This window comes from Malikia sp., from assembly GCF_028687635.1.
Lineage (GTDB): Bacteria > Pseudomonadota > Gammaproteobacteria > Burkholderiales > Burkholderiaceae_C > Malikia.
The window spans coordinates 1-12,321 of the sequence record NZ_JAQTZS010000021.1; the positions used below are offsets into that span (position 1 = coordinate 1).

Below are 12,321 nucleotides of genomic sequence, written 5' to 3' on the forward strand. Positions count from 1 at the left end.
CGAGGCCGGACAGCGTGCCGTTGGGCGCGGTCACGTCGGCGACCGTGAAGCCCGTGACGGCCTCGGTGAACGCGAACGTGACGGTGGCGCTGTCGCCCACCTTGAGCGCGGTGTCCGAGAGCGTGATGGCCGAGGCCAAAGTAGGACGAGCCGTGTCCACCGCATAGTTGCCGCTGGTGGCCGTGCCCGTGCCCGCGTTGCCGGCCAGGTCCGCCAGTCCAGTGTAGTCCAGCGTGAGGACATTGCTGGCCGCCGTGGTGCCGGCACTCGGGGTCAGCGTGGCGGTCCAGGTGATGCCGCCGTCGGCGCTGGCGAGGCTCGACAGCGTGCCGTTGGGCGCGGTCACGTCGGCGACCGTGAAGCCCGTGACGACCTCGGTGAACGCGAACGTGACGGTGGCGCTGTCGCCCACCTTGAGCGCGGTGTCCGAGAGCGTGATCGCCGAGGCCAAGGCGGGGCGCGTGCTGTCCAGCGCGTAAGCCTGCGAGGCCACCGTGCCGTCATTGCCTGCGGCATCGGTGACCTTGAGCTTGAGCGTGCTGGAGCCCGTCAGGGTGACGCCCGTCCAGCTCAGGGCGGTGCCGCTGACCAGGCTGGTGACGTCCACCCAGGTCGCGCCGTTGTCCAGCGAGCCAAAGACCTTGTCGGTGCCCGCCGGGGTGCCGCTCAAGGTGGCGCTGATGGTCTGGGCGGCGGTGTGGGTGATGAAGTCCGAGGCGCTGGTGCCGGTGTCGGCGCCAAACGCGATGCCGCTGAGAGTGATGATGGGCGCGGTCTTATCGAAGTTGACCGCCGAGCTGTTGGTGGTGGCAGTGACCGCCGTCATGGCGTTGCCTACAGCGTCGGATGCATGGATGGCAAAGACCACCGCTCCTTCGGTGTCACCGCTGACCAGGGTGTGGGTGGCGGTGTAGGTGTTGCCGCTGCTCAGGCTGACTGTGGCGACCTGCCCGGCGATGGTGGCCGTGGGGATGCCGCTGTGCGTGCCATCGGTGGTGAAGGTCACGGTGATGGTGTCGCCCACCTTGGCCAGCGCCGTGTTGGCGTTGCTGCTGGCGATGCTGACGGCGGTCAGTGCGGGCGCCGTGTGGTCCAGCGTGTAAGTCTGACCGCTGGTATAGCCCGAGGCAATCGCTGCGCTGGTGCCACTAATCACAATGTCCGTGCCCGAGCTGTTCAAGTCCAGGCGCAGCGTGCCATCGCCACCCAGGCTGTTGACCGTGACGGTGTAGGTGCTGCCGCTGCCGCTCACGCTGCCGACCGATCCACTGGCAGTGCCTGTGGCGCCTGTCACGGCGAAATCGGTCGCATCCACCCCCGTCACCGCCTCGCTGAACGTCACGGTGTAGTCGACCGAAGTCGCGCTGCCTGCCACCGTGGCGCTGCCTGCGGGCACGATGCTGCTGACCTTGAGGCCGTTGGCGACCGCGATGTCGAAGCTATCCGTCACGCTCAACGTGCCAGTGCCGTTGTCCGTGGCGGTGACCTTGACGCTCAGGGTGCCCGCATCGCCCACTGTGGGCGTGCCGCTGAAGGTGCGCGTGGCGGGGGTGAACGTCAGCCAGGTGGGCAAAGCGGTGCCGTCTGACCGGGTGGCGGTGTAGGTCAGCGTTTGAGCGGGGATGTCTTGATCGGCAAAGCTGTCGTTGGCAAAAACATAGCTGAACGCCTGCGTGGCGGAAGCCGTTTGGTCCACCAGCGCGTTGGCAACGGTGGGCGCGTCGTTCACATCGGTCAGCGCCACCGAGAAGGTCTTGTCATGGGTGGCATTGCCCGCATCGGTGGTGCGCACCGTGACGCTGTAGCTGTTTTGGGCCTCGTAGTCGAGCACCGTGCCGGCCTTGAACTGCAGGTTGTTACCGCTGATCTGAAACACGCCTTGATCGCTGCCGCCCACGATGCTGTAGCTGAACAACGTGTCGCCCGTATCCACATCGGTGCTGCTCAGCGTGCCCACGTCCACCGCGCTGGTGGTGGAGGTGTTTTCTGCAAGGCTGCTGGCAGAGAGCGTGATGTTGCTGGGCGCGTCGTTCACGCTGCTGACCACAAGGCTGGCCGTGGCCATGCCGGCGGAAAACGCCCTATTGCCGCCGCCGATTGGGTTGGTGGCAGTTTGCGGAGTGCCGTTGCTAGAGGCCGTGCCACTGGTCTGGTCCCAGGCGCGGAAGCTGAGCGTGGCGAATCCGCCGTTGTTGCCGTCTGGCACATAGCGCACTTGACTGGTGCTGGCCAGCAGCAGCGCCGCTGCGGAAGTGACGGTGCCAAAAGCCGTCCAGTTGGTGCCATCGGTGGAGTATTGCCAGCTGCCGTTGCCCCCTTTGGTGGTGACCGCCATGCCCGAAAGCGCGCCGCTGTCCACATCGGCATACCGGCCCGCCAGAATGGTGGAGACCAGGGTACCGCTGCTACTGGTGTCTTCGTCGGTGCTGGTCAGGCTGTAGGGGCTGCCTGAGAGCGTGGGCGCGTCGTTCACGGCCGCCACATCCACCGCCACCTGCACGGCGGTGGCGGAGGCCAAGCCGCCGTCATGCGCCTTGACGGTGAACGCATTGATGGCCAAGCCATTCGCGTTGGCTGCGGGCTTCCACACCAGCGATTCGCCCGTGCCCAGCAGGGTAGTGCCCGGCGTGACGGCAACCCCCCCCTTGGTCAGCGTGCCGCTGGCGACCGCTTCGACCCTGAAGCTCAGCGTGGCGCCCTCGGCATCGGCTTCGTTGGCGGCGGCGGCCAAGTCGGCATGGCTGATGGTGTAGGCCGTGTCTTCGATGGCGCCGGTGAGGGTGCTGACGCTGGTCAGCGTGGGCGTGTCATTCACGCCTGTCACCCTGACTTTCAGTTCTGCCTGCTTGGTCGCCCCCACGGCGTCCTGCATCGTGTAAGTGAAAACATCATCAACAGTTTCCCCTAGGTCGAGTGCATGCGCATTGTTGGCTTGATAGGTAACGGCGCCGAATGAGTTGATCGTGAGAACGCCGTAAGTCCCCGTGAGCGGACTGCCCAAGGTGCCAGCCGTACCCGAATCGGCAACTGCACCGGTGCGGATCGCGGTCAGGCTCAATTTATCGCCTTCAGGATCCGTGTCATTGAGGAGCACACCGCCCACAGCAGGCTCGACATAAGTTTTGAACCACAGATCCCACGCAAGATTTCCGCCATAATCACTATGGAACAAGTTACCGCCGGCGTAGGACGAGGCCTCTGCTCCCACGATGTTTGCGGTGGCAGACGTGGAGTAAATATTCAGGGTGTAGACCTGATTTTCTTTCAAATAGGCTGGCGCTGAAAAGGTGACGGTTCTTTCATTGCTAGTTTCTGAGGATGAAGCGCTAAGCCAGATAATGTCAGACGTGCTTAATAGCGCACCACCCAGTCCCGCTCCTTCATAAATGCGAATGCTTGAGGAAGTCTCTGTCTCTGGCAAACCATTTTGATACAGCGTGATGCTTTTTAAATCCCCCGTCTTACCGGCCGTAAAGGTCTGATAGACAACGGCATTGGCTCCCAAAGGAATACCTGTATCAAAAGTCGTCTGCGACTGATCCAGTACGGGCACCAGACTTATCGATAACGTTGCGTTTTGCTGAACGTCGTACAGGTCATTGACCGCTGTCGGCGCTTCGTTCACGTCGTTGAGGTTGACCGTGATCGTCGCTGTCGCATCCGCCGTGGTGTCGGCATCTTCGTCATCCACGGCCACCGTCAGGCTGTAGCTGGCGCTGCCTTCGTAGTTGATGGGGTTGGCAACGGTAATCTCGCCGGTGCTGCTGTTGATGGCGAAGACGCTGCCGGTATTGCCGCTGGTGATGCTGTAAGCAAGCCCGTTGGTGTCGCCCGTCGCGCTCACCGTGCCGACCGAGGTGCCGTTGCTGGCGTTCTCGTTGACCGAAAGCGTGGCGTTGGAAATGGACGGGTTGACGTCGTTGACCGTGACGTTAACCGTACGCGTCGCCGAAGCACTGCCATCGCTCACCTGGACGGTAAAGCTGTCCGAACCGGCATAGTTCGTCGTCGGCGTGTAGGTGATCGTGCCACCGGGGGTAACGTCCGAGCTGCCCGAACTGGTGCTAGCGCTCGAAAAGCTCAGGCTACCGTGACTGGGCGCGCTGCTCTCTGTCCAGGTCAGCGTTTGCGAGCCATCGCTGTCCGACGCATGCAGCAGCGATTTGATATCTGTCGCCGAGGTACCTTCGTCCACCGTCAGGGTGGTGGTGGCACCCACGAAAGCGGGGCTGACGTTGAGCACCAACGGCGTGAAGTTGGCCAGGTCAAAATGATTGTAGCCGTAATACGGGGGCTCAGCGGTTCCATCCGAGGCTTCAATAATCACGCGATTGACTTGCTTGCCGTTGCCGGTGAATTTTGAGCCAATATCTGCTGCCGCTGTTCCGGTTCCGTCAGAACTGTTAATCACCACGGTATCCACCAGGACACCTTTGTAATAGCCCTTGATGGTGTAGGTTCCGATGTTACTAGCTACGGAATCGACGAAATCGACGAAATCGGCGAAATAGGTGAAATCGGAAAAATCAAAAGAATGGGTCAAGGATTCAATAATGAAACTCGACTCATCGTTATAGGAGCTATTTGCGTCGCGCAGCGTCGGGACAAACAGCACATCGCCTGTTGATGCATCACCGTACAAATTGGAGGTGGCCGCATTAAAGGCCGCCGTGGTGGTGCCCAGGGGAACCGATCCGAATGTCACGGTGACCGGATCGCCTGTCCCAAGCCCTGTCGCATCCTTGGTCATCACGGCTGAACCATCGGTCACCGTCTGGAACTCATCGTAGGCGTTGCCGGTGATGGTGAACAGATCGCGGTACGTCACCGCAAAGGTCTTGGCACTCGTGTTGGCGGCCACGGCGTTGCCTGCCAGGTCTTTTACCGAATTGCCGACGATGCCGATGGTGTAGGTGCCCGCATCGGCAGAGTCCCAGCTGCCGCCGGGTGGGGTGACGGTGTAGGTCACGGTATTGCCGCTGGCCGTTGCGTTGCTCACCGTCAGGCTGTTATTGGACGGGTCTTTGACCGTGACATTGCTCATGCCAAACGTGCTGCTGTCCAGGCCCGCACCGCTGGCATCGTCGTAGCTGACGCTGAAGGTGAACGATGTGCCGGTGGGCGCCGCCAGATCGGCCCGCACTGGGGTGGCTGCCGTGGGCGCGGTGGTATCAATCACGATGGCTTTGTTGGCCCCGAGCGAGTTGGCAGCGCCAGAGCTTGCCAGCGTCAGCGTGGCGTTGTTGCCAGCTGCATCTTTGATGGTGCCGCTGTTGAGCGCCAAGGCGGTGGTGCCCGCATAGTCCAGGTCGGCAGAGCTGTCTCCCGCCTGCACTGTGTAGGTGAATGTCAGGGTGTTGGTGCCGGTGCCGCTGACATAGTTGACAACGCGGTCGATGGCCCCCGTCTCCAACGTGAGCTGCGGCGTGCCTGTGACGGTGACCGATTCGCTGAAGGCCACCTGAATGCTGATGGTGTCGCCTTCGTTGTAGGCACCGTTGCTGGTGCTGGAGGTGATGCCGGTGACGGTGGGCAGCACGCCATCCACCAGCACGCCGGTCAGCGTGGGGGCGGTATAAGTCAAGGTCAAGTCGTTGCTGCTGCCGTCTTTCAGCGTGCCACCGTTCAAATCAATCGACGTGGCAATGCCAATCCCGTTGGTGTCGAGCTCGCCGCTGGCAACGGTGTAGCTGAAGGTCAGCGAGCTGGTGCCGGAGCCACTGGCATAGGTGGCATGGACGGTGCCGCCGGTGTCCAGGGTGAGGGCGATGCGCGGGGTGCCCGTGACGGTGATGGCGGCCGATGTGGCGACGGTGAAGCTGAGGACGTCGCCGGTTTGGTAGCTGCCGTTGCTGGGGGCGGTGACGCTGGAGATGGTGGGCAGCTGGTTGCTGGCAGTGGTGAAGTTGAGGGTGGATGATTGGCTGATGCCCTGAAATGTCATGCCATCAGCGTCAAAAAAGGCAGCCTGGCCGATCAAAACGTAGTAATCCGTGCCATCCGCAAGCGTCGCGGCTGGATTGATCGTGACTTGAGCGCCGGAAATTCCGACCTTCCCGCTGTCGTTACCCGCGATGCTTTCGACCAATGAATTATCGGATGCCTTGTAAATACGGATCGCACCAGAGCCCACCGACGAAATGGTTTCGTCGAACGTCAAAACAATGTTTGAACTTCCGGCAATACTCGTCGCGTTATCAGTAGGGCTTGAAATGAAAATTCGTGGCGGACGGTCATTGGTGCCGGCGACAGTCCCATAGTGACTGAAATAACTTGAAGTATTTACATAACCATCAGGGGCCAGGATATCCTGATCACCATCGTTGTCAAAATCCGCGATGGTATATTCGGCACCATAAACGAAAGGCAAGGAAACACCGAGGTTGACGGCGTCAAATGAACCGCTGCCGTTGTTGCTGTAAAATTGGTAAGGCGATCCATTGTAAGCAATGAAGTCGGTATCACCATCGACATCGTAATCAATGGCGCTGACCAACTTGACGTCACCAGATCCCGTCCGCGCGCCTGCTGCGGCCAGGGGGTCGGCGCCTGGAGTGAAAATTCCGTTGCCGTTGTTTATGAAATAACTTGAAGTACCTGTATCAGGATCAGGGGCCAGGATATCCTGATCGCCATCGTTGTCAAAATCCGCAATGGTGTATTCACGGCCATAGGCAAGAGGCAAGGCAACGCCGGGGTTGACGGCGGCAAATGAACCGCTGCCGTTGTTGCTGTAAAACTGGTAAGACCATCCATTGTAAGTAATGAAGTCGGTATCACCATCGGCATCGTAATCAATGGCGCTGACCGACTTGACGCCGCCAAATGCCGTCTGCGCGCCTGCTGCGGCCAAGGGGTCGGCGCCTTGAGTGAAATTTCCGCTGCCGTTGTTTATGAAATAACTTGAAGTATATGCATCAGGATTAGGGGCCAGGATATCCTGATCGCCATCATTGTCAAAATCCGCGATGGTGTATTCACGGCCACTGACAAAAGGCAAGACAACACCGAGGTCGACGGCGGCAAATGAACCGCTGCCGTTGTTGTTGTAAAACTGGTAGAAAGATGACGAACTGTCGACGGCAATGAAGTCGGTATCGCCGTCGGCATCGTAGTCAATGGAGGCAATCGACTTGAAACCATCAAATGCCGTCTGCGCGCCTGCTGAGGCCAGGGGATCTGGAATATTGACATATTGGGTTGCAAGCAACCCTTCAAATGCAGCGTTGGAAAGGCTTGGTACATTGATATTGCCAGAAACACTCTCCAATACCCAATCCCCCCCACGCAATGCCGATCCAGTCGTGTCAACCGAAGCGGCCACATCAGCCCCGGTGATCTGCGCCAGTTTCGCCACAAAGTCCAGGCCCACCTGTCCCTCGGCCACGTCGCAGCCATAGAGCAGTAAATCGCCATCCGCCGTCAGTGCCTGGCCTAAGGCGGCCAGTTTTTCTTGCACATCTTGGTTGGCAAGACTGGCATGGGTAACGCTATCGCTACCCAACAGCACTGCACCTTGCGCGCCATGGCCCAAGACATGGATGGCGTCGTAGCCTGAATGGTTTGCCGCCCATTCGGCCATTTGCGCCAGGCCGCTCTGCCCTGCGTCAAGCAACACCACGTCCACCCCAGGGCGCACGCCCCCTGCCAAGGTCTCCCAGCCGGTGACGCCTGTGTCAATGAAGGCGACTTCCTTGCGGTCAGGGGTGGGTGTATTGGTGATTTCAAGAGTGGAGAGGGTGTCGCTCATTTTTACAGGGGGCTATGGGTTGGGTTGAGAGAGGCTTGATTTGCCGATCAGTCTCGGGTTGGATACGTGCCGTAGTAGGCAATACAAGCGGTCAGCGCTTGTTGCGGCGGCAAAGTTGGCACCGATACTTGTGCGGCTCCGGCATTTGCATTGACGGCTAAGTTAGTCCTGAGAAATTTTTCGATCCATGTCCCTGTTTTAGCCAGCCATCGGTTCTAATCCTGCCCAGTGCGGCAGGTGCCGCGTCATGAGGACAAGGGAAACGGATGGGCAAGCGACTCGACACCCGGCTGAGCGAAGCAGACCGGCTGGCACTGGAGCAGGTGGTCAGGAAGTCAGCGGACTGGCGCGCGCGCGAGCGCGCCAAGACCTTGCTGCTGCTGTCGCAACCCCTGCTCAGTCGCGAGGTGGCCAAGCTGCAGAACCTGCACATAGAAACCGTGCGCATGACTTGGCAGCACTGGGCTAGATCGTACCCGCCGCCAGCGGGGTGACGGGTGGGTTTTTCAACGGCCTGTTAATTCGGCTGAACGTCAGGTGATGAACAACCGCTTACGTTTCATCATGCTTGATAGCCGGCAAGGAAGTTTTGCACCACGGTACGAATCCTTTGTATAGCTGCAATTTTTTAACTATTCAGCCGATGATTACGCAACGACAGGCAAGAACGACAAAACCGTTCTGTCAGACTTGCTCATTCATGTACAAACATGAACAAAGCTGACTTCCTGCTTCGCCGAGGCCGGTTTCGCCTTCGTCTTGCGACCAAGGCCAGAGCCTTCCTCTCCACAGGCTGACACGGTGGAACTCACCGCCAAATTTCTTAAATTGATCGCCGCGTTCACATCGCGGTCGTGGTTTTCGCCACAGTGCGGGCAGGTCCACGCCCGCATCGACAGCGGTAAATCGTCCAGCTTATGTCCGCAGCCCGAGCAGGTCTTGCTGCTGGGATACCAGCGGTCCGCGACGATGACTTGCCCGCCACGCATCGCGGCCTTGTATTCCAGCTGCCGCCTGAACTCGAAGAATCCCATGTCGGCGATCGAGCGGGCCAGGCGACGGTTTCTGACCATGCCCTTGACGTTCAGGTCTTCGATGCCGATGGTGTGGAAGCGCCGCGTGAGGTCCGTCGTCAGCTTGTGCAGCGCGTCCGAGCGAATCGCCGCGATGCGCGCATGGAGCTTGGCCAACCTGGCCCTGGCCTTGTTGCGATTGGCCGACCCCTTCTGCTTGCGCGACAGACTCCTGGATAACCGGCGCAAGCGGTCCAGCAGCGCCTGGTGCGGCTTGGGGCCGGGGACGCTTTCCCCCGTCGAAAGCGTTGCGAGTGCCTTGACACCCAGATCCACCCCCACCGCGCCTTGGTTCTCGGCTTGGGGTAGAGGTGAATCGTCCTGGGTATCGACGGCAAGGCTGACATACCAGCGATCCGCCACGCGCGAAACCGTGGCTGACAGGAGCTTGCCCGCAAAGCGCAACGTCTCGCGCATGCGTACCCAGCCCAGGTTGGGGATGCGGATGCGTGAACCGTCGAGAGCGAACTGGTCGTTGCTGAGGCTGAAGCGGTCGTGCTGACCCTTCTTGCGGAATTGTGGATACTTGGCACGCCCGGCAAAGAAGTTCTGGAACGCCTGCCCCAACTGGATGATGGCCATCTGCGGCGCGTTCTTCGTCACCTCCATCATCCACGGGAACTGCTCGCGCTTGACGGCGTTGAGTTGGCGGCGCAAGGCAGCTTGCGAGGGCTTGGGCAGCGTCAGATCCAGCTTGTGGGCCTCGTACTGGCGCTTCCACTCGGCCAGCGCCCAGTTGTAGGCGAAGCGTGCCACGCCCGCCGCGCGGGCCAGATAGGTGGCCTGTGCGTTGTTCGGATCGAGAGCAATCTGGTGCGCGATCAGCATGGCTGCATAATTCTGGCACGAACCCACACGGCTTGAACAGGGCTACGGTTCTTCTCGTCATGCCGTCACAGTGCGTGAGCATGAAAAAGAAGAATTGAGCAGGTTTTACGGTAACTGAATGAACCCCTCGGGGCGGCGCGAATCGAGCACGCCATCCCGAGGGGTTTCGTCTGTCTGCGGACGGCCGCGAAGGCCGCCCGTTGGCGATCAGGCCTGTGCCTTGTCGTAGGCGGCGATGCCGTCGGTGATTTCCAGATGGGCGGCTTCCTTGCCTTCCCAGCCCAGCACCTTGACCCACTTGCCGGCGTCGAGGTCCTTGTAATGCTCGAAGAAGTGCTTGATCTGGGCCAGCTGGATCTCGGGCAGGTCGTCGAGCGACTCGATCTTGGCGTACAGCGGCAGGATCTTGGCGGTCGGCACGGCGATGACCTTGCCGTCGACGCCGCCTTCGTCTTCCATCTTCAGGATGCCAAGCGCGCGGCAGGGCACGACCACGCCCGGGGGCAGCGGCACCGGGGTGATGACCAGCACGTCGACCGGGTCGCCGTCGCCCGCGATGGTCTTGGGCACGTAACCGTAGTTGGTCGGGTAGTGCATGGCGGTGTTCATGAAACGGTCGACGAAGACGCAGCCGGATTCCTTGTCGACTTCGTACTTGATCGGGTCGCCGTTCATCGGGATCTCGATGATGACGTTGAACGCTTCGGGCAGCTTGCTGCCGGGGGTGACGTGGTCGAGGGACATGGTGTCGGTCTGGATGGAGTTGAGGAAATCCGGGCACGCGGCGCGCGCCGATCGCGCCCATTTTAGCGGCCCATCCTACCCCGGCCTTACGGACGACGGCAGGCTTCGCCTTGGTGTAACCTTACACCCCATGGCAGAACGCGTCATTCCCCTGGTCGACCTGCGCAGCCCGGTGCTCGCAGCCCCCCGCCCCCTTGAGGCCATTCCCCCCAGCGGGCAACTGCTCGACGGCCTGGGTCGTCCGCTGCGCGACCTGCGCATCAGCGTGACCGACCGCTGCAATTTCCGCTGCAACTACTGCATGCCCAAGGAAATCTTCGACCGGAATCACCACTACCTGCCGCACGGCGCGCTGCTGAGCTTCGAGGAAATCACCCGCCTGGCGCGGATCTTCGTCGCCCACGGCGTGCGCAAGATCCGCCTGACCGGCGGCGAGCCGCTGCTGCGCAAGGGCCTGGAGCACCTGGTCGAGCAGCTCGCCGCGCTGCGCACCCCGGACGGCCAGCCGCTGGACCTGACGCTGACGACCAACGGCAGCCTGCTGGCGCGCAAGGCGCGCGCGCTCAAGGACGCCGGCCTGCAGCGCGTGACCGTGAGCCTGGACGCGCTCGACGACGCCATCTTCCGGCGCATGAACGATGTGGATTTTCCGGTGCGCGACGTGCTCGCCGGGCTGGAGGCGGCGCAGGCCGTCGGGCTGGGGCCGATCAAGGTCAACATGGTGGTCAAGCGCGACACCAACGACCAGGAGATCCTGCCGATGGCGCGCCATTTCCGAGGCAGCGGCGTGACGCTGCGCTTCATCGAGTACATGGACGTCGGCGCGACCAACGGCTGGCGCATGGACGAGGTGCTGCCCAGCGCCCAGGTGGTCGAGCGCATCCAGCAAGAGTTGCCGCTGGTGCAGCTCAGCCCCAACGCCATTGGCGAGACCGCCGAGCGCTGGGGCCATGCCGGTGCCGACGGCCAGCACGACCCGTCGCTGGGCGAGATCGGCGTCATCAGCAGCGTGACCCAGGCCTTCTGCGGCGACTGCAACCGGGCGCGGCTGTCGATGGAGGGCCGGCTCTACCTGTGCCTGTTCGCCGGCCAGGGCTACGACCTGCGCGCGCTGCTGCGCGGCGACATGGACCACGGCATGGGCCGCGCGAGCGACGCCGAGATCGCCTCGGCGCTGGCAGCGATCTGGCAGGGGCGCACCGACCGCTATTCCGAGCTGCGCGCCGCCCTGCCAGCGGCAGCGGGCGCGGCCGGACGACGGATCGAGATGAGCTACATCGGAGGCTGAACTTTGAACATCGGACAGGTGGATGCGCTGCTGCTGGCCGGCGGCCAGGGCTCGCGCATGGGCGGGGTCGACAAGGGGCTGCAGCAGCTGGGCGGTCGCCCCCTGGCGGCGCACGCGCTGGAGCGCTTGCGGCGCCAGCAGGGTGACCGGCTGGCCGGCTGCATGGTCAACGCCAACCGCAACCTCGACCGCTACCAGGCGCTGGGCTGGCCGGTCTGGCCCGACGCCCGGCCCGACTTCCCCGGCCCGCTGGCCGGCTTCCTGGCCGGGCTCGAACAGGCCAGCAGCCCCTGGCTGCTGACCGTGCCCTGCGACTCGCCGCTGTTCCCGCTCGACCTGCTGGAGCGGCTGGCACAGGCCGCCGAACGCGAGGGCGCCGACCTCGCGCTGGCGCTGGGCCGCGACGAGCAGGGCCGGCTGCGCCGCCAGCCGGTGTTCTGCCTGCTCCGGCGCGAGCTGGCCGACAGCCTGCGCGCCTACCTGCGGGCCGGCGGACGCAAGATCGACGACTGGATCCAGTCGCAGCACCATGTCGCGGTCGCCTTCGACGCGCCCGGCGACGACCCGCGCGCCTTCTTCAACGCCAACACCCTGGCCGAACTGCACGCGCTGGAAATTGGTCTCTGACCCCAATTAAA

General features: G+C 62.1%; 6 protein-coding genes. 3 read left to right on the forward strand and 3 right to left on the reverse strand.

Annotated elements, in window-relative coordinates:
* On the reverse strand, positions 1-7,750 hold a 7,750-nt coding region (locus PHR85_RS11585), incomplete at its 3' end, for a DUF4347 domain-containing protein (RefSeq protein ID WP_300054457.1).
* A gap of 266 nt (positions 7,751-8,016) precedes the next feature.
* Between PHR85_RS11585 and PHR85_RS11590 the strand changes: the two genes are divergently transcribed.
* Positions 8,017-8,244 (forward strand): hypothetical protein, encoded by a 228-nt coding sequence (locus tag PHR85_RS11590; RefSeq protein WP_300054458.1) that lies wholly within the window; start codon positions 8,017-8,019, stop codon positions 8,242-8,244.
* Between the two features lie 204 nt (positions 8,245-8,448).
* Here PHR85_RS11590 and PHR85_RS11595 read toward each other — a convergent pair whose 3' ends face one another.
* Together PHR85_RS11595 and ppa are read right to left on the reverse strand one after the other, a co-directional pair.
* Complete coding sequence (locus PHR85_RS11595; RefSeq protein ID WP_300054460.1) at positions 8,449-9,651, reverse strand: RNA-guided endonuclease TnpB family protein; 1,203 nt, start codon at positions 9,649-9,651, stop codon at positions 8,449-8,451.
* A gap of 207 nt (positions 9,652-9,858) precedes the next feature.
* Positions 9,859-10,395 carry an inorganic diphosphatase gene (gene ppa, locus PHR85_RS11600; RefSeq protein WP_300054462.1) on the reverse strand — a complete coding sequence of 179 codons (537 nt, stop codon included), beginning with the start codon at positions 10,393-10,395 and terminating at the stop codon, positions 9,859-9,861.
* Between the two features lie 130 nt (positions 10,396-10,525).
* Here ppa and moaA point away from each other — a divergent pair, with 130 nt between their 5' ends.
* Both moaA and mobA read left to right on the forward strand, forming a co-directional pair.
* The gene (gene moaA, locus PHR85_RS11605; RefSeq protein ID WP_300054464.1) at positions 10,526-11,683 is read left to right on the forward strand and encodes a GTP 3',8-cyclase MoaA; all 1,158 of its coding nucleotides are present in this window, start codon (positions 10,526-10,528) and stop codon (positions 11,681-11,683) included.
* 3 nt (positions 11,684-11,686) lie between these two features.
* Positions 11,687-12,310 carry a molybdenum cofactor guanylyltransferase MobA gene (gene mobA, locus PHR85_RS11610; protein ID WP_300054468.1) on the forward strand — a complete coding sequence of 208 codons (624 nt, stop codon included), beginning with the start codon at positions 11,687-11,689 and terminating at the stop codon, positions 12,308-12,310.
* Positions 12,311-12,321 lie beyond the last annotated feature (11 nt).

Coding starts and splice junctions, on each gene's coding strand:
- moaA (WP_300054464.1), top strand. CDS start 10,526: ATGGCAGAACGCGTCATTCCCCTGGTCGACCTGCGCAGCCCGGTGCTC.
- PHR85_RS11595 (WP_300054460.1), bottom strand. CDS start 9,651: ATGCTGATCGCGCACCAGATTGCTCTCGATCCGAACAACGCACAGGCC.
- ppa (WP_300054462.1), bottom strand. CDS start 10,395: ATGTCCCTCGACCACGTCACCCCCGGCAGCAAGCTGCCCGAAGCGTTC.
- PHR85_RS11590 (WP_300054458.1), top strand. CDS start 8,017: ATGGGCAAGCGACTCGACACCCGGCTGAGCGAAGCAGACCGGCTGGCA.